Raw genomic sequence first — 18,573 nt, 5'->3', positions numbered from 1 at the left:
AACCGCTCTCGTAAGCGCGACGCGCCGTTATGCGTTGTGGCTTGCGGCTTTGGGGCGCCAGACAAGCAGGCGCTCCTCGATGATGGTGACGCCCCAGTCGATGATCAGCACAAAGACGGTCAGCACGAGCATACCGGCGACAACGCCGGTCACGTCGAACACGCCTTCCGCCTGATGAATGAGGTAGCCAAGCCCCGCCGAAGAACCGAGATATTCGCCCACGACCGCACCCACGACGGCGAAGCCGACAGCGGTATGCAGGCTCGAAAACATCCATGACAAAGCCGAGGGCAGGTAGACGTTGCGCAACAATTGCCGCTCGTTCATGCCGAGCATGCGGGCATTGGACAGCACGGTCTGGTTCACTTCCTTCACGCCCTGATAGACGTTGAAGAAGACAATGAAGAACACCAGTGAAACGCCAAGCGCTACCTTGGACCAGATGCCGAGGCCAAGCCACAGCGCAAAAATCGGTGCCAGAACAACACGCGGCAGGGAGTTGGCGGCTTTCACATAGGGATCGAAAACAGCTGCCAATATGGGCTTGCGCGCAAACCAGAAGCCGATCAGGACACCCGCAATCGAGCCGATGGCAAAGGCGAGCATGGCTTCGAGCAGCGTGATGCCGAGGTGATACCAGATCGTGCCTTCGGCAAACCATTTATAGGTGCGCAAGGCGACATCGCCCGGTGTGGCGAAGAAGAATTTCGCCTTGGCGGGGTTGCCGAAAAGATGCGTGGCGGAGAAGACGTGCCACACGAGAATAACGGCAACAGCAATACTGAGCTGCGCCAGAAACAGCAATGGCTTTTTCATGAACGTCCTCCGGCGCGTTCTCCACTCGTCTGCTGGTAGCCCTTGAGGACTTCTTCCTTGAGCGCGCTCCAGATTTCCCGGTGGATTTCGTGAAACTGGTTGTCGAGGCGGATTTCGGAAATCTCGCGAGGGCGTTCGAGCGGAATGCGATATTCCGCCATGATACGCGCCCGCGGACCGGCAGACATGATGACAACGCGGTCGGCAAGCGCGATGGCTTCTTCGAGATCATGCGTGACGAACATGACCGCCTTCTTGTCCTGCGACCAAAGATCGAGCAGCAAATCGCCCATGATGACGCGGGTTTGCGCGTCCAGCGGGCCGAATGGCTCATCCATCAGCAGATATTTCGGATTGCGGATCAGCACCTGCGCCAGACCCACACGTTTGCGCTGGCCCCCGGAAAGCATATGCGGATAGCGGTCGCCGAAGCTTGCAAGCCCGACGCGGGCCAGCCATTCCTGCGCATGTCTGCGGGCTTCGGCCTTTGTTGAGCCCGCGATTTCAAGGCCGATGGCGACATTGTCGAGCACCGTCTTCCAGGGCATCAGCGCGTCCTGCTGGAAGAGATAACCCGCCTTGCGATTTAGCCCTTGCAGGCGCTGGCCGTTGATCTCGACAATACCCTGCGCAGGCGTCAGAAGACCGGCCACAGCATTCAGCAAGGTGGATTTACCGCATCCGGTTGGGCCGACAATGGCGACGAATTCGTTTTCCGCGACCTTGAGATTGCTTTCGGCAACCGCATCGAACCGACCGCCATCGGCCAGTTTGAACGAAATCTCTACATTCTTCAGCTCGATGGCCGTCTTGTCGGTTCCACCCGCCTGCGCGTGTTTTACTTCGGCGTTCATCGTCTTCTCTCCTTGGGAAGTCGACGAGGCGCCTTGCCGCAATATTGCATATAATCACTCCTCCGAAGGCGCACTTCAACGATGGGGGTTGGGCAAGACGGCCAGAATTCAGGGTCCTGCACGTCGCGAATGAAGCGCGCGAACGTTTAATTTCAGCCTTCCTATACCGCTCTTGCAACAAGGCGCAATGGAAAGCTGACCGCGCTTTGCATTATATCTACATAAATAAGTCTATACGAAATAATATTGCCGTCTGGCAATGTGCCGCAAATTGGCAGCGCATATCGCCTCTTTCGTCCGTCGAAGCGGGGCTTTAAAGTCCCAATTTAAAAAGCCGTCCGGCGATGTTGGGAGGAGCTAGGCGTGACGCTTCGATATCAGATTCTGGCTCTGGCCATTGTGCCGTTGATCGTCGCGATCCTGACGGTCACGGCCTTCATCACGTGGCAATCGGCCAATCTCGTGCAGAGCAGCATCGCGACTTTTGAGAAGAACATGCTGAAGGCGAAGGAGACCGAGCTTCTGAACCTCACCAATCTGGCTCTGTCAGCAATCCAGAAAATCTATGACGAGGCCGGTCCCGACGATACAGCGGCCATGCAGAAGGTGACGAGCATTCTCACCTCGCTCGATTACGGGCGGGACGGTTATTTCTTCGTTTATGACTATGACGGCAACAATGTCGTGCATCCGCGCCAGACCTTTCGTCCCGGTCAGAACTGGCTCAATCTGGTCGATCCTGATGGCGATCATGTCATTGCCAATCTGATCGACAAGGCAAAGCAGGGGGCGGGCTGCACCAATATAAATGGGAAAAGCCGTCGAGCGGCGAAATGGCCGACAAGCTGTCCTTTGCGGTTGGGCTGGATAAGTGGAAATGGATGCTGGGAACCGGCGTTTATCTGGATGATGTTTATGCGCAGACGGCGGCGGCCAATGCCGATTTTCGCGCCAATATCCGCAACACGTTTCTGGTGGTCAGTCTCATCGCCGTGCCTGCCGTCATGCTGGTTTTCGCGACATGCATGTTGTTGAACATTCGCGAGCGGCGCATGGCGGACAGCAAGCTCAAGGAGCTTGCCCAGCGCATCATCGATACGCAGGAGGAGGAACGCGCCCGTCTGGCCCGCGAACTTCACGACGGCATTTCGCAGAATCTGGTGGGCGTGCGCTATGCCATCGATCTGGCCAGCCGTCAGGTGCATACGGGCAGCGACGGTGCGCCGAGGGCTATCGAGAAGGCATCGGATGTGCTGAACGGCGCGATCAAGGAGGTGCGGCGGCTTTCGCATGATCTGCGACCGCGTATTCTGGACGATCTGGGCATGACGGTGGCGCTGAAAGCGCTCTTCGAGCATTTCGCGGAGCGGACTGGTATCGAGACCCGCTTTGAGGCCGATACGCTGCGCGTCAATCTGAAACCGGAGCCCAGCACGGCGCTCTACCGGGTGGCGCAGGAAGCGCTGACCAACATCGAGCGCCATTCGGGCGCGAGCGCGGTCTCTGTGCGCCTTTGGGATTCGAACGGGCGCGTGACGATGACGGTGAGCGACAATGGCGATGGATTTGCCGGTCAGGATCTGAAAGGGGCGACATCGGGACTTGGCCTCAGAAATATGCAGGAACGCATGGCACATTTCGGCGGTGTGCTCTTGGTGGAAACCGGCAGCGATGGTACGCAGTTGACCGCGCGCCTGCCGCTTTCGGCAGTCGAAAGACCTATGACGAAGCCGTCCCTGATGAAACCGGAAGTCGCATGACGAAAGAATGCAAGATTCGCGTATTGCTGGTCGATAATCATCCGCTGGTTCTCGACGGCTTGCGCGCCGTGCTTGAAACCTATGACGACATTGAAATCGCGGGCGCGGCATCCAATGCGCGGCTGGCGCTGGATATGGCGCAGACCGCCAAGCCCGATGTCGTGCTGATGGATATCAATATGCCGCTTCTCAACGGTATCGATGCCATCGAGCTTTTCAAGCGGCAACTGCCGGGTACGCGCATTCTGATGCTCTCCATGCATGACAGTCGCGAATATATCTCGACCTCGATCATGCGCGGTGCTTCGGGCTATGTGCTGAAGGATGTTTCGACGAGTGAAATCGTCGCCGCCATCCATGCAGTCGCATCGGGCGGAACCTATTTTTCCTCCGGCGTTTCGGAAGCACTTCTCGACAATGCCGAGAAGAAGGCGGAAGGCCTGTCGTCGCGTGAAAACGATGTGCTGGTTCTGGTTGCCGAAGGTAGCAGCAATCGCGAGATTGCTTCCGCGCTCGGCATATCGGAAGCAACAGTCGAGACTCACCGCAAGAACATCAAGAAGAAACTCGGCATCGCCAGCACCGCCGGATTGACCCGTTATGCCATTGAAAACCGGCTTGGCTTTTCAGAAAGTTAGCCGCCGGAAGACGGGAAAGCTCTGCTTATTACCCACTAGTGGGTAATTGTGCTTTTGTTGCGACTATCGTCTGCTTGCGGGTGGATTCCCGCGCACTTATTCTCTTTTGCAAAACGGCTTGAGGAGGCCGAAACAAAAGGGGAGGAGCAATGTCAGTTTTGCTGGCGTTGTCGCGCGCTATTGACGCGGCCAATAATTTCATCGGAAAAGCAGTATCCTGGCTGATACTCGTGGCGGTGCTGATCAGCGCCATCAATGCGGTTTCGCGCAAGCTTTTCAATCTCAGTTCCAACGCATGGCTGGAAGCGCAGTGGTATCTGTTTTCAGCAGTTTTCCTGATCGCCGCCGGTTACACGCTGCTACACAGCGAGCATGTGAAGGTCGATCTGCTCTACAGCCGTTATTCGCGCCGCACCCAGCTGCTGGTCGAGATTTTCGGCACTATCGTCTTCCTGCTGCCCTTCTGCCTCATCACGATCTATCTTTCATGGCCCATTGTGGAAGCGAAGTTCGCCAGCGGTGAAACCTCCAACAATACAGGCGGGCTGGTTCTCTGGCCTGTCTGGACGCTGATCCCCATCGGTTTCGGACTCTTGGCGCTGCAAGGCCTGTCCGAACTCATCAAACGCATTGCCATTCTGCAAGGGCGTCTACCGGACACGGTGGCGGCTGAAGACGCAGAAGCCCAAGCGCTCTGAGGGGGACGGATATATGGTTGCTTTCTTCGCGGAAAATCTCGCGCCGCTGATGTTCCTCTCGCTGATCGTCGTGCTTTTGCTCGGCTATCCGGTGGCTTTTGCGCTTGCCTTTGTCGGGTTTGCCTTCGGTTTCGTCGGCATCGAAATGGGGCTTTTGCCGGTCAATCTGTTCGGGGCCATACCCGACCGCATCTTTGGCCAGATGTCGAACGAAACCCTGCTCGCCATTCCTTTCTTCACCTTCATGGGGTTGATATTGGAGCGAAGCGGCATGGCCGAAGACCTGCTCGACACGATCGGGCAGTTGTTCGGCCCCGTGCGCGGTGGCCTGGCCTTTGCGGTGATTATTGTCGGCGCACTTCTGGCGGCGACCACCGGCGTCGTTGCCGCTTCGGTGATTTCGATGGGCCTGATATCGCTGCCGATCATGCTGCGCTACGGCTATGATCGAAAAGTGGCCAGCGGCACTATTGCCGCTTCCGGCACATTGGCGCAGATCATTCCGCCGAGCCTCGTTCTGATCGTTCTCGCCGACCAGCTCGGTCGGTCGGTTGGGGATATGTATAAGGGCGCGCTCGTGCCGGGCCTGATGCTGGTCGGCTTTTATTGCGCCTACATCATCGGCATGTCGATCCTACGGCCTCAGACTGTTCCAGCCTTGCCGTTGCAGGCCCGCACCTTGAAGGGGTGGAAACTGGCGCAGCGCGTGGTGGTCTCGCTCGTGCCGCCGCTGGTGCTGATCTTCCTCGTTCTGGGCACGATCTTCATCGGTGTCGCTACGCCGACGGAGGGCGGCGCAATGGGCGCGGTCGGTGCGCTTCTGCTTGCGATCATCAATCGCCGCCTGAACATGAAGATGCTGACCTCGGCGCTTTACGCCACGGCGAAGCTTTCGTCTTTCGTCATTTTCATTCTGCTTGGCGCACGTGTGTTTTCGCTCACCTTCTACGGTGTCAACGGTCACGTCTGGGTTGAGCATCTGATGACGTCGATTCCCGGCGGCGAAGTCGGCTTCCTGATCGTCGCCAATATTCTCGTCTTCTTTCTGGCCTTCTTCCTCGATTATTTCGAGCTGGCCTTCATCATCATCCCGCTTCTGGCGCCGGTTGCCGACGCGCTCGGCATCGATCTCGTCTGGTTCGGCGTCATGCTGGCGGTAAACATGCAGACATCGTTCATGCATCCACCGTTCGGCTTCTCCCTGTTCTATCTGCGTTCGGTGGCGCCGTCGCGCGCCTATAAGGACAAGGTAACGGGAGCCACGATCCAACCGGTCACGTCGGGCCAGATCTATATGGGGTCAATCCCGTTCCTGCTGATCCAGCTGGTGATGGTCGCGATCATCATCGCGTTTCCCGGTATCGTTACCCATTACAAATCCGGCCATCCGGTCGCCGATCCGTCGACGATCCAGATCAACGTGCCGATGCCGGGTGCGGATGGCGGCAATCCGTTCGGCACTGCGCCCGCCCCATTCGGTGCGCCTTCGCCGTCCACGGACCCGCTGCCCGCCCCATCGTTCGGATCGCCGCAGCCAAGCTTCGGACAACCGGAAAAGCCAGCGCAGTAACCGAGGGGAGACCAGTTACCGCGCCGGTGATAAGTGAAACAGTTTTGGAGGAGGAAAACATGAAACAGGATTTGAACCGCCGTACATTTCTAACCAAGGGGGCGGCCATCGGAGCCGCCGCCGCCACAAGCGGTGCGGCGCTGGCCACACCGGCAATCGCAGATGAATTGCCGAACATACGCTGGCGTCTGACATCGGGCTTCCCAAACAATCTCGACACGATCTATGGCGGCGCGGTCTTTATGGCCAATGCTCTGTCGAAGATGACGGACGGCAAGTTCCAGATACAGGTGTTTCAGGCGGGCGAACTGGTGCCCGGTCCGCAGGCTATTGACGCGGTGCAGGCCAATACCGTCGAAATCGCCCATACCTGCGGCTATTATTTCACCGGCAAAAACCCGGCTTTCGCCATCGGCACCGCTATTCCCTTCGGCATGAACACGCGCCTGCAAAATGCATGGCTCTATCATGGCGGCGGCAATGAGCTTTATAACGAATTCCTTTCCGATTACGGCGTTGTCGGTATCGTCGGCGGCAACACCGCTGCACAGATGGGCGGCTGGTATCGCAAGGAAATCAAGAGCCTCGAAGACCTGAAAGGTTTGAAGATGCGCATTGCCGGTGTGGCTGGTGAAGTCATGTCGCGCCTTGGCGTCGTGCCGCAGCAACTGCCCGGCGGCGACATCTATCCGTCGCTGGAACGCGGAACCATCGATGCCGCCGAATGGGTCGGCCCGTATGACGATGAGAAGCTCGGCTTCTACCAGATCGCGCCTTACTACTACTATCCGGCGTTCTGGGAAGGTGGCGCTTCGGTGCATTTCTTCGTCAACAAGCAGCAATATGAAAGCCTGCCGGAAGCCTACAAGGTGGCGCTGAACACCGCCGCTCAGGCTGCAACGCAGAACATGATTTCGCTCTATGACGTGAAGAACACCGGTGCAATCCGCTCGCTGGTGTCGAAGGGCGTAAACTTGCGGCCTCTCCCGCGCGACGTGCTGGATGCCGCTTACAAGGTCACCTTCGATCTCTACGCTGAATATACCGAAAAGAACCCGGCCTGGGCGAAGATCTATCCGAGCTGGAAGAAATTCCGCGACGAGGGTTTCGAGTGGTTCCGCGTCGCTGAATATACCTATGACAGCTATGTCTATGCCGCGCAGGCGGCGGGCAAATAGCGTAGCGTCAAGCCTGTTGAACTTAGAGAAGGGGTCGGTTTACCGTCCCCTTTTCCATTTGCGCATGTATGACAGTGCCCCGTGCTTGCCCCTCGCTGAACTATGCGCCTATATAACCCACCAGTTGGTACATTTTAAAAGGCGGCCAGACGATCACGATGGACAGCGCAGTCGAGCTTGCACAGGCCCGCGCGGGACGGAAAAACGATCCCGACAGCACCAGGGAAAACATCCTTGAGGTCGCGACCGAAGAATTCGTTCGGGCAGGTTTTTCCGGTGCGCGTGTTGATACGATTGCCGAGAAGACTAAGACGTCGAAGCGGATGCTCTATTATTATTTCGACAACAAGGAAGGGCTTTATCTGGCTGTGCTGGAGCGCGCCTATGCCAAGATAAGGGCGCTGGAAAACCGCCTTCAGCTTCAGGATTTCGAGCCGGAAGAAGCGATGCGGCGGTTGATCGAGGCCACATTCGATCATGACGACGCCAATCCCGATTTCGTGCAACTGGTCAGCATCGAGAACATCCATCGCGCCGAGCATCTGAAGAATTCCAGCGTTTTCCAGCGCACCAATTCCGGTGTGATCGGGATCATTGCCGAGATTCTGGCACGCGGGGAAACAAGCGGTGTATTCACCCGCAAGGTCGATCCGGTCGATCTGCATCAGATGATCAGCGCCGCCTGTTTTTTCCGGGTCGCCAACCGGCACACATTTGGCGCGCTTTTCGACCGGGACCTCATGGCCGATGAGTACCGAACGCGGCATCGTCAGCTTATCGCGGATATGATCCTGGCTTACCTGAAATCGTGAGGCTCAATAGCGGTTCCGGTTGAAACGGAATCGTTGGACCGTTCTAGATAGTTGTTTTCACGTATTATCCGACGCCAAACCGCTACGCACTTTTGCTGGAAATGCTCAAAGCACATTCAATTCGGTGTGCATTGCAAAAATAGTCGCCATGTCCGATTGACGTTACTAACCAGTTCGTACATTTTCAAAAACAAGAAACCTGCCGTGCGAAAATGGCGGGACGATAGGGGTGGAGTTTAAATTCCGTGACGGAAACAGTGACGCGGTCGGTTCGCGTGGGCTTGATTGGCAGCGGCATCGGTGCCTCTCGCACTCCAGCCATGCATATGCATGAAGGGCGCATGAACGGCATCGATTACCGCTATGACCGATTCGATCTTTCGGTGCTGGGCGTGGGCGTTGAGGCTTTGCCGCAGCTGATGGATCAGGCGGAGAAAGACGGGTTTGCAGGGCTCAACATCACCTATCCCTGCAAACAGGCGGCGATTCAGTTTGTCGATGAATTGTCGCCCGATGCGGCGGCACTCGGCTCGATTAATACGGTGACATTCAAAAACGGTCGCAGAACCGGCTATAACACCGACTGGTGGGGCTTTTCGCAGGGCTTCCGGCGCGCTTTGCCCGATGCCCCGGTCGACAATGCAGTATTGATCGGTGCCGGTGGTGCGGGTGTTGCGGTTGCGCATGCATTGGCGACAATGGGCGCGCGAAACGTGCAGGTTTTCGATTTGGATGCCGCCCGAACCGAAGCGCTGATTGCGCAACTGGCGCCGAGGCATGAGGCTTGCCGGTTTGTATCAGGCGGGGATATCGCCGCCGCGCTGGAAGTTACCGATGGGCTGGCCCATGCCACGCCGACCGGAATGGCCAAGCACCCCGGCGTGCCTTTGGATACGGGTCTGCTGACGCCACGGCATTGGGTGGCGGATATTGTTTATTTCCCGCTTCAGACGCAGCTTCTGGTCGAAGCGGCAAAGCGCGGATGCAGCATCGTCAACGGCGGCGGCATGGCCGTTTTTCAGGCGGTCGGCGCGTTTGAATTGTTCACGGGTCTGACACCCAATGTCGATCGCATGATCGAGCATTTCGGCACTCTCGGCGAGGGCGGCGGTATCTAACGAAACGGCCCGCATGAAGCGGGCCGTTTTTGTTTGCGTAGCGCTTACTCCGCTGGCTCCAGCTGCGGCATCGCATCGGTGATGGCGGGGGTGCCAGCCAATGCGGCGGCAAGCTTGTCCTGATCCAGCTCGTTTTCCCAGCGCGCAACAACGATGGTGGCGACTGCATTGCCAACGAGATTGGTCAGGGCGCGGCATTCCGACATGAAACGGTCGATGCCGAGGATGAGCGCCATACCGGCCACAGGCACAGCCGGGACGACCGACAAGGTCGCGGCCAGCGTGATGAAGCCCGCGCCGGTTATGCCAGCGGCACCCTTGGAGCTGAGCATGGCCACCAGCAGGAGCAGAATCTGGTCGCTCAACGACAGCGGAATATCTGTCGCCTGCGCGATGAAGAGGGCAGCAAGCGTCATATAGATATTGGTGCCATCGAGATTGAACGAATAGCCGGTGGGAATGACGAGGCCGACAACCGAGCGTTTGCAACCTGCCTTTTCCATCTTGTTCATCAGGGCAGGCAGAGCCGCTTCCGATGAGGAGGTGCCCAGCACGAGCAGCAACTCTTCCTTGATGTAACGGATCAGAGCGAGAATGGAGAAGCCGTTATAGCGCGCCACCGCACCCAGAACGACGAGCACAAAAAGCAGCGAGGTGAGGTAGAAGGTGCCGATCAGCATGGCGAGATTGGCGATGGAACCAATGCCATATTTGCCGATGGTGAAGGCCATCGCGCCGAAAGCGCCGATGGGTGCGGCTTTCATTAGGATCGACACCAGCTTGAAAACCGGTGCGGTCAGCACATGCAGGAAGTCGGTGACCGGCTTGCCGCGGTCGCCCACAAGCGCAAGCGAAATACCGAACAGGACCGAGAAGAACAGCACCTGCAGAATGTCACCTTCCGCAAAAGCGCCGACAATCGTCGTCGGGATGATGTTGCTGAGGAAGCCAGTAATGCTCTGCTCATGCGCCTTGGTGGCGTAGTCGGCCACGGCCTTTGGGTCGAGAGAGGCTGGGTCGATATGCATGCCAGCGCCCGGCTGCACGACATTGGCCACGACGAGACCGATAATCAGCGCCAGCGTGGAGAAGGTGAGGAAGTAGATCATCGCCTTGCCAGCAACGCGCCCCACCTTCTTCATGTCGGTCATGCCAGCAATGCCGGTCGCGACCGTCAGGAAGATGACGGGCGCGATGATCATCTTCACCAGCTTGATGAAGGCGTCGCCCAGCGGCTTCAGCTGCGTGCCAAGTTCGGGATAGAAATGGCCGAGCGTGATACCGGCGGCAATCGCCACCAGTACCTGAAAATAGAGATGCTTATAAAGCGGGATGCGGCCGCGCGGCTCATCCGCCGTGCCAGTCGGAACTGCAATCATTGTGTCCTCCATTTGGCTCAGTCTGGATCGCGTCCAGCCTCCCGAGCCTTTCAGTCCTGGATTTCAGCGGCGCTCAACCGCTGTTGGAGGTTCTAATTGCAATGTCCGTGCCAAGTTTGTGAGCGCGTACTTATCCGATTGAAAACTATGGATATTATACCATGGGCAGGGGTAGCGTTACTCAGTATTGTGCGAATTTTTACACATTCTTCTTTTCAATTTGTGCGAAATATCGCACATTGATTTGATGAACAAGTTGGTGTCCCCAATCATTGATGAAGCGGATCTGCGAGCCGCCAATCGCCGGGCCTGGGCTCTGTTTGCGCTCATCTGCGCCGTGTTCTTCGCGCTGGCATTCTGGCTGGTTGGCAACACGGCGCATGAGCGCGCCGTCGAGGACTTGAGCGAGCAGACGCGCATTGATGCCAATCTGAATACAGCGCTGCTGCGCGCTGTTCTCGACAAGCAACGCGCCTTGTCGCTTGTGCTTTCAAAGGATCGGGAGCTGGCGTCGGCACTTCTGGACAAGACGGTGGCGACGATAGACCCCGCAAACCGAAAGCTGGAGACGCTCGCGGATGGCACGCAGGCGGCGGTGATCTATCTGGTGGGGATGGACGGGATCGCGATTGCGGCCAGCAACTGGCGCGAGCGGGACAGCTTTGTCGGCAATGATTACAAGTTCCGGCCCTATTTTCGGGATGCCCTGACCAATGGCGGCGACGAATATTTTGCGCTCGGCAATGTGAGTTTCCGCCCCGGCCTTTATATCTCGCGGCGCGTCGATGGGTCTTCGGGCCCGCTCGGCGTCATCGTCGTCAAACTGGAATTCGACGATCTGGAGCAGGACTGGCGCAATGCGGGCCGTCCGACTTTCGTGACCGACGAACGCAACATCGCGCTGATAACCAGCCTTCCGTCCTGGCGCTTCATGACCATAGGCCGCATCGGTTTGGAACAGTCTCAATCTATTCGTGACAGTCTGCAATTCGGCGATGTGCCGCTGCAACCCTTGCCGCTGTCTATGAAGGCGGTGGGCGAGGGCGATGTGCTTTTGATGAATGCGCAAATGCCCGGCGAGGGGCGCAGCACGCAGTTTCTGGCTATTCATTCCACGGTGCCGTCCACGCCCTGGCAGATGTACAGCATGGCGCCGACAAAGCCGCAGATTCCAGGCGCGGTGCGCGAGGCGCGGCTGATTGCCTTCATCATTCTGGCGGCCATTGCGACCATCGCCGGGATGTTGTTGCGCAGGCGGCAGAAGGTGGTGGCGCGCATCGCAGCGGCAGCGCGCACGCAACAGGAACTGGAGCAACGCGTAGAAGAACGCACCCGCGATCTCAGTCTTGCGCGAGACCGGCTGGAAGCTGAAATCAGCGACCACCATCGCACGGAATCCATGTTGCAGGGCGTGCAGCAGGATCTCGTCCACGCTAACCGTCTCGCCATTATGGGGCAAGTGGCGGCGGGTGTTGCGCATGAGATCAATCAGCCGGTCGCGACGATAAGGGCCTATGCGGACAATGCGAAGACGTTCATCGAACGAAAGCGGCTGGAGGCCGCAACCGAGAATCTCGATGAAATCGCCGCGCTGACCGATCGTATCGGCACTATCACCGGCGACCTGAAGGCCCTTGCCCGCAAGGGACGTTCACCTTCGGAGCCGACACCGCTCAGTCAGGTCATATCGGGCGCGCTTGTGCTGCTGCGCAGCCGTTTTTCCGGTCGGATGGATCAACTGGATATCGAACTGCCGCCGCCCGATCTGCGCGTTGTCGGACATTCGCTTCGGCTGGAACAGGTGCTCATCAATCTGTTCCAGAACGCGCTGGAGGCGGTGGAACTCAAAGGCAATGACGGACGCATCGAAGTGCGCGCAACAGAACAGCGCGAGACGGTGCTGGTCACCGTGTCCGATAACGGACCGGGCATGCCGCAGCATATTCGCGACAACCTGTTTTCGCCCTTCAATACATCGAAGGAAAAGGGCCTCGGCCTTGGTCTGGTGATCGTCAAGGAAATCGTCACCGATTATGGCGGAACCATATCTGCGGAAAGCAGTGCCGACGGCACAGTCTTCCGCGTCGAATTGAGAAAAGCATGATGAACCCTCCTCACTCCGTTATCCTGGTCGATGATGACAGGGCATTGCGCCGCGCCACCCGGCAGACACTGGAGCTTGCCGGTTTTTCCGTCGCCGATTATGGCAGTGCCGTGGACGCGCTGGCCGATGTGACGGCGGATTTTGACGGCGTGATCGTATCCGACGTGCGGATGCCGCAGATTGATGGGCTGCAATTTTTTACGCGGATCAAGGGCATCGATCCCGATCTGCCGGTGATCCTCATCACCGGTCATGGTGATATTCCGATGGCGGTTCAGGCCATTCAGGATGGCGCCTATGATTTTATAGCCAAGCCTTTTGCTGCGGACCGGCTGGTGCACAGCATTCGACGCGCCGGTGAAAAGCGCCAGCTTGTGCTTGAAAACCGCGCCTTGCGCGCCGCTGCAATCGACGCCGAAGGCGATCTGCCGCTGATCGGCCAGACGTCCGTGATGGAAAACCTGCGCCGCACACTGCGCGATATTGCGGATACAGACGTGGATGTGCTGGTGGCGGGCGAAACCGGCAGCGGCAAGGAGGTCGTGGCACAACTGCTGCACAATTGGAGCCGCCGTCGCAAAGGCAATTTCGTTGCGCTCAATTGCGGCGCGCTGCCGGAAACTGTGATTGAAAGCGAATTGTTCGGCCATGAGGCGGGTGCCTTCACCGGCGCGCAGAAAAAGCGGCTGGGACGCATCGAACATGCAAGCGGCGGCACGCTGTTTCTCGACGAGATTGAAAGCATGCCAGCCGCAACGCAGGTAAAACTGCTGCGCGTGCTGGAAATGCGGGAGATTACCCCGCTCGGTACCAATGAAATCCGCCCGGTCGATTTGCGCGTGGTGGCTGCCGCGAAGATCGATCTCGGCGATCCGGCGCAGCGCGGCGATTTTCGTGAAGACCTTTACTATCGGCTCAATGTTGTGACGCTATCGATACCGCCGCTGCGGGAGCGCCGCGAGGACATTCCGCTGCTTTTTGCGCATTTTTTGACGCGCGCGGCAAAGCGCTTCAATCGCGATGTACCGGTGGTTGACGCCGCCACGCATCGCCATCTGATGAGCCATGTCTGGCCGGGCAATGTGCGTGAACTGGCGCATTTTGCTGACCGGGTGGCGCTTGGCGTCTCATCTTCCAATGGCGTGGGCCGTTCCGTGGCGGATGATCAGGAACCTTTGCCGAAACGTCTGGAGCGTTATGAAGAAACGCTGATCCGCGAAACGCTTGCCGCTCATAGCGGCAATGTGCAGGAAACGATCAAGGCGCTCGGCATTCCGCGCAAGACCTTTTACGACAAGATGCAACGTCACGGCATTACCCGCGCTGATTATCGAGCCAATGACTGACGTCAGAGCGCGTTTCGATCCGATTGTATCAGATCGGCACTCTAACTGTTTGTTTTAACACACATCTTATCCGAAAACCGTTTCACACTTTTCGGGATGTGCTCTAAAATGAAGGAGAGCGGGTTCCTCCCCAAGAACCCGCTCTCCAGATGCATCGCCCCCCGCTTCGGTGCGATGCTTGTTTTGTCGGCCTAACTATTAGCTGTCTATATTTTTCTTGCAAGCAAAACGTTACACAGTTTTGCGGGAATTGCCGCCGGTCAATTCTTGCCGGACAAGGCGCTTTCCAGAAGCTTCAGCGCGCCTTCCTTGGTAAGCTCAATCGGGTTGCCGCCAGCCGTCGGATCAACGATTGCCATCTCTGCAATCAGGTCCTTGCGAGCGCTGTCCATCTCCAGCCCTTTGATGAATTCCGGCAATGTGTCCGGCACGCCGAGGTCCTTGCGCAGTTTCATGATGGCAGCGACGAAGCCGTCGAAACCGCCCTTGATACCGAGATAATCCGCAAGGCGTTCAATCCGCTTTTCGATAGCGGCGCGGTTATGATGCAGCACATAGGGCATGAAAACGGCGTTGGTCATGCCGTGATGGGTGTCGTAGAGCGCGCCAATCGGGTGCGACAGCGAATGGATCGCGCCGAGCCCTTTCTGAAAAGCGGTTGCGCCCATCGCGGCTGCGGCCATCATATTGGCGCGGGCTTCAATGTCGTTGCCGTTGGCATAGGCCCGGGGCAGATTTTCGAACACAAGGCGGATACCTTCGAGAGCGATGCCATCCGCCATCGGGTGAAAGCCCGGCGCGCAATAAGCTTCAAGACAATGTGCCAGTGCATCCATGCCGGTGCCGGCAGTGATGAAAGGCGGCATGCCGGTGGAAAGTTCGGGATCAGCAATGACCGTGACCGGGAGCATTTTCGGGTGGAAAATGACCTTTTTCGTGTGCGTCGCTTCATTAGTCAACACGCCCGCGCGGCCCACTTCCGAGCCGGTTCCAGCGGTGGTTGGCACGGCAATCACCGGCGCGATGGCGTTGCTGTCGGCGCGGGTCCACCAGTCGCCAATATCCTCAAAATCCCAGACCGGGCGCGTCTGGCCCGCCTGAAAGGCGATCAGCTTGCCAAGGTCGAGCGCAGAACCGCCACCAAAGGCGATGACGCCATCATGTTTGCCGTCCTGAAAAACCTTGACGCCCGCATAGAGATTGCTTTCGACCGGGTTAGGCTTCACATCGGAAAAGACGCCATATTGCACACCTGCCGCATCGAGAACGGCCAGCGTGGAAGCAACCACGGGAAGTTTCGCGAGACCCGGATCTGTGACGAAAAGCGGGCGCGCGATACCTGCCGCCTTCAGAACAGCAGGCAGTTCCTTGATGCGCCCCGGCCCGAAAAGAACGGTGGTCGGGAAGTTCCATTTAGCGGTCAGTGTCGTCATATCGATTGCTTTCAAAGTAGGGCAGAACAGGGATCAGATCAGATTTTTTCACGTAGGTGGAAGGATTTAGGCCGGGTCAGATTGCCGTATCCGATGGGCGAAAGGGAAGCGCCTTTGCCGGTATCCTTAACGCCGGTCCAGACAAGGCCCGGATCGAGATAGTCGCAGCGATTCATGAAAACAGTGCCGGTTTCGATGCGGTCGCCGAGCGTTGCCGCGCGGTCAGTGTCCGTCGTCCATAGCGAAGCGGTGAGGCCATAAATGCTGTCATTCATCAAAGCGAGCGCTTCCTGATCGTTGCGTACCTTCATGATGCCGACGATGGGGCCGAAACTTTCCTCGCGCATGACGCTCATCTGGTGATCGACATGGGTGAGTACTTCCGGCGCGATATAGGGTGAGCCGGCGACGTCATTTTCAACTTTCATGTTCACATGCGCCTTGGCACCCTTGCGCAGCGCTTCGGCCTTCTGCTCGCGGATAAGATCGGCAAAACGCGCCTGCGCCATGGGGCCGAGCGTTGTACCAGCGTCCAGCGGGTTGCCGACGACATATTGGCGGGTCAGATCGATGAAACCGTCCACGAAACGATCATAGACATCTTCATGCACATAGATGCGCTCGATGCCGCAGCAGCACTGGCCCGAATTGAAGAAGGCACCGTCCACCAGATTGGCGACCGCATGATCGAGATTGACGTCCGGCAGGACATAGGCCGGGTCTTTGCCGCCAAGCTCCAGCCCCATGGTCATGAAGGTGCCTGCGGCAGCGCTTTTCAATCGCCCGTCCGCCGCCGACCGACCCCGTGAAATTCACATGATCGACCGTGCCGGAAGCCAGCAGTTTTTCGGTGGAGGCATGATCCAGAACCACATTCTGGAAAACACCCTTGGGAAGCCCCGCCTTCTCAAAGGCTTGGGCGAAGCGCTCGCCCGCCAGAAGCGTCTGCGTCGCATGTTTCAGGATGACGCTATTGCCCGCCATCAGGGCTGGGATGATGGTGTTGACGGCAGTAAGATACGGATAGTTCCACGGCGCGATCACCAGCACGACGCCAAGCGGCACATGTTTGACATAGCGGCGGAAACCGTCCTTTGGCGCGGGGAGATAAGGTTCCAGCGCTTCCGCGGCAATATCGATCATATACTGACCGCGCTCCTGCACGCCGCCATTTTCGCCGCCATAGCGAGTCGGGCGACCCATCTGCCAGGCAATCTCCGGCACGATTTCGTCCTGCATGGCGGCAAGCGCTGCAAGCGCGGCACGGCAATAGCGCGCCCGCTCCGCAATGCTCAGTTCAGCCCAGGCGGCTTGTGCCGTTCGCGCCGCCGCAACGGTGGACTGAATGGCGGCTTCGCTCAAAAAAGGGCGCTCGGCATAGACCGAACCGTCGATAGGCGAGATGATTTTCGCAGTGCCGCTCATTGGGCAGGTCCTTCATAGCTCATTCTGGATATCCATGGACGGTCAGTAGCGCTCGAAACCGCGATGCAATTCCCAATCGGTGACGCGGCGGTCATATTCGATCTGCTCCCAATGGGCGGTGTGGACATAATGGCTGACCACCTCCTCACCGAGTGCTTCCTTCAGGAAAGACGAATTCTTAAGCGCAAGCGCTGCTTCGCGCAGCGTGTAGGGAATTTCCTTCAGCTTCACCGCGCCATAGGCATCGCCGACAAAAGGTTCTTCCAGTTCAAGCTTCTCATCGATCCCTTGAAGACCAGCAGCGATCAATGCCGCAAAGGCGAGATAAGGATTGAGATCGGCCCCGCCGATGCGGCACTCGATGCGAATGCCCTTGGTGCCTGCACCACAAAGCCGGAAACCTGCGGTGCGGTTGTCCTCGCTCCACATGATCTTGGTGGGCGCGAATGTGCCCGCCTGAAAGCGCTTATAGGAATTGATGTAGGGCGCGAGGAAATAGGTGTAGTCGGTTGCATATTTCAGCTGTCCGGCCACCCATGACCGCATCAGCGGAGTCATCGTATGTGGCGCCTTCGGGTCAAAGAACAGCGATTCCTTGCCGTCAGCGCTCCAGATCGAATTGTGCACATGGCTGGAACTGCCAGCCTTGCTGTAATCATACTTCGCCATGAAGGTGATGCATTTGCCATGCTGCTCGGCAATGTCCTTCATCGCCGTTTTCATGATCACATGCCGGTCAGCCATTTCCAGCGCTTCGGCATAGCGCACATTCAGCTCTTCCTGACCCGGACCCCATTCGCCTTTCGAATTCTCAACCGGAATTCCGGCTGCGGCCAGTTGATTGCGCATGGCGCGCAGGACCGGTTCTTCCTTGGTGGTGAGGTGGATCACATAGTCCTGCACATAGGGCGAGGCCGTTTCCATGGCCTGCCAGTGCTTGTTGCGGGCGGTCTTGTAGGTCTCGTCGAAGAGATAGAATTCCAGCTCGGAGGCAAAATAAGCGCGATAGCCGCGCTCTTGCAGGCGGGTGAGCTGCTTCTTCAAAATAGCGCGCGGCGAATGGGCGAGATCGTCATGGTGATGGTCCTGCACGTCGCAAAGAACGAGGGCGGTCTTTTCCAGCCATGGCGCAAGCCGGATGGTGGAAAGATCGGGTTTCATGACGAAGTCGCCATAACCCTTGTCCCAACCGGCGGCTTCATAGCCGGGCACCGGTTCCATGTCGATATCGTCGGCGAGGAGATAGTTGCAGCCATGCGTTTCGTCATAGGCGGATTCCACGAAGAACGGCGCATAGAAACGCTTGCCGATCAGGCGTCCCTGCATATCCACGATGCAGGCCAGAATGGTGTCGATCTCTCCGGCGGAAACGGCTGTTTTCAGCGCGTCGAAAGTCAATTGTCCGGCCATTTATATGCCTGCTCCTCAAAGCATGAAAGGAT

At 57.8% G+C, this 18,573-nt stretch carries 13 protein-coding genes and 2 pseudogenes; 9 read left to right on the top strand and 6 right to left on the bottom strand.

What is annotated here, in order from left to right; all coding sequences use genetic code 11:
• Window positions 1-27 precede the first annotated feature (27 nt).
• Both QLQ11_RS15185 and QLQ11_RS15180 read right to left on the bottom strand, forming a co-directional pair.
• Window positions 28-816 carry an ABC transporter permease gene (locus tag QLQ11_RS15185; RefSeq protein WP_283736172.1) on the bottom strand — a complete coding sequence of 263 codons (789 nt, stop codon included), beginning with the start codon at window positions 814-816 and terminating at the stop codon, window positions 28-30.
• On the bottom strand, window positions 813-1,670 hold the full coding sequence (locus tag QLQ11_RS15180) for an ABC transporter ATP-binding protein (RefSeq protein WP_109367159.1): 858 nt from the start codon (window positions 1,668-1,670) through the stop codon (window positions 813-815). Before QLQ11_RS15180 ends, QLQ11_RS15185 begins: the two co-directional genes overlap by 4 nt.
• A 363-nt stretch (window positions 1,671-2,033) precedes the next feature.
• Between QLQ11_RS15180 and QLQ11_RS15175 the strand changes: the two are divergent.
• From QLQ11_RS15175 to QLQ11_RS15145, 7 genes and pseudogenes are all read left to right on the top strand, one after another.
• Window positions 2,034-3,430: pseudogene (locus tag QLQ11_RS15175) on the top strand (cache domain-containing protein).
• Window positions 3,427-4,068, top strand: coding sequence for a response regulator transcription factor (locus tag QLQ11_RS15170; protein ID WP_109367161.1), 642 nt, complete (start codon window positions 3,427-3,429; stop codon window positions 4,066-4,068). Before QLQ11_RS15175 ends, QLQ11_RS15170 begins: the two are co-directional and overlap by 4 nt.
• A gap of 149 nt (window positions 4,069-4,217) precedes the next feature.
• Window positions 4,218-4,766: a TRAP transporter small permease subunit gene (locus tag QLQ11_RS15165; protein ID WP_109367162.1), complete on the top strand. Its 549-nt coding sequence runs from the start codon at window positions 4,218-4,220 to the stop codon at window positions 4,764-4,766.
• A gap of 13 nt (window positions 4,767-4,779) precedes the next feature.
• Window positions 4,780-6,336, top strand: a complete 1,557-nt coding sequence (locus tag QLQ11_RS15160) for a TRAP transporter large permease subunit (protein WP_109367163.1) — start codon at window positions 4,780-4,782, stop codon at window positions 6,334-6,336.
• A gap of 59 nt (window positions 6,337-6,395) precedes the next feature.
• Window positions 6,396-7,514, top strand: a complete 1,119-nt coding sequence (locus tag QLQ11_RS15155) for a TRAP transporter substrate-binding protein (RefSeq protein ID WP_109367164.1) — start codon at window positions 6,396-6,398, stop codon at window positions 7,512-7,514.
• 158 nt (window positions 7,515-7,672) lie between these two features.
• Complete coding sequence (locus QLQ11_RS15150) at window positions 7,673-8,326, top strand: TetR family transcriptional regulator (RefSeq protein ID WP_109367165.1); 654 nt, start codon at window positions 7,673-7,675, stop codon at window positions 8,324-8,326.
• A 245-nt stretch (window positions 8,327-8,571) separates the two neighbouring features.
• On the top strand, window positions 8,572-9,444 hold the full coding sequence (locus tag QLQ11_RS15145; RefSeq protein ID WP_109367166.1) for a shikimate dehydrogenase: 873 nt from the start codon (window positions 8,572-8,574) through the stop codon (window positions 9,442-9,444).
• A 44-nt stretch (window positions 9,445-9,488) separates the two neighbouring features.
• Here the strand turns inward: QLQ11_RS15145 and QLQ11_RS15140 are convergent, their stop codons facing one another.
• The gene (locus QLQ11_RS15140) at window positions 9,489-10,823 is read right to left on the bottom strand and encodes a dicarboxylate/amino acid:cation symporter (RefSeq protein WP_109367167.1); all 1,335 of its coding nucleotides are present in this window, start codon (window positions 10,821-10,823) and stop codon (window positions 9,489-9,491) included.
• A gap of 247 nt (window positions 10,824-11,070) precedes the next feature.
• On the opposite strand from QLQ11_RS15140, the gene QLQ11_RS15135 reads away from it, so the two are divergent.
• The gene (locus QLQ11_RS15135; RefSeq protein WP_109367168.1) at window positions 11,071-12,927 is read left to right on the top strand and encodes an ATP-binding protein; all 1,857 of its coding nucleotides are present in this window, start codon (window positions 11,071-11,073) and stop codon (window positions 12,925-12,927) included.
• Window positions 12,927-14,273, top strand: coding sequence for a sigma-54 dependent transcriptional regulator (locus QLQ11_RS15130; protein WP_109367967.1), 1,347 nt, complete (start codon window positions 12,927-12,929; stop codon window positions 14,271-14,273). Before QLQ11_RS15135 ends, QLQ11_RS15130 begins: the two co-directional genes overlap by 1 nt.
• Window positions 14,274-14,533: 260 nt before the next feature.
• Here the strand turns inward: QLQ11_RS15130 and QLQ11_RS15125 are convergent, their stop codons facing one another.
• The 3 genes and pseudogenes from QLQ11_RS15125 to QLQ11_RS15115 all read right to left on the bottom strand — a co-directional run bounded on the left by QLQ11_RS15125 (window position 14,534) and on the right by QLQ11_RS15115 (window position 18,541).
• Entirely contained in the window at window positions 14,534-15,706 is a 1,173-nt protein-coding gene (locus tag QLQ11_RS15125; RefSeq protein ID WP_109367968.1) for an iron-containing alcohol dehydrogenase, read from the bottom strand.
• A 38-nt stretch (window positions 15,707-15,744) separates the two neighbouring features.
• Window positions 15,745-17,131, bottom strand: a pseudogene (locus QLQ11_RS15120) (aldehyde dehydrogenase family protein).
• Between the two features lie 42 nt (window positions 17,132-17,173).
• Window positions 17,174-18,541 (bottom strand): glutamine synthetase family protein, encoded by a 1,368-nt coding sequence (locus tag QLQ11_RS15115; protein WP_109367170.1) that lies wholly within the window; start codon window positions 18,539-18,541, stop codon window positions 17,174-17,176.
• Window positions 18,542-18,573 lie beyond the last annotated feature (32 nt).

The sequence above is a fragment of the Ochrobactrum sp. SSR genome (assembly GCF_030067775.1).
Taxonomy (GTDB): domain Bacteria; phylum Pseudomonadota; class Alphaproteobacteria; order Rhizobiales; family Rhizobiaceae; genus Brucella; species Brucella teleogrylli.
The sequence above is the reverse complement of the archived record's forward strand: the minus strand, read 5'-3'. Positions and strand labels throughout refer to the sequence as shown.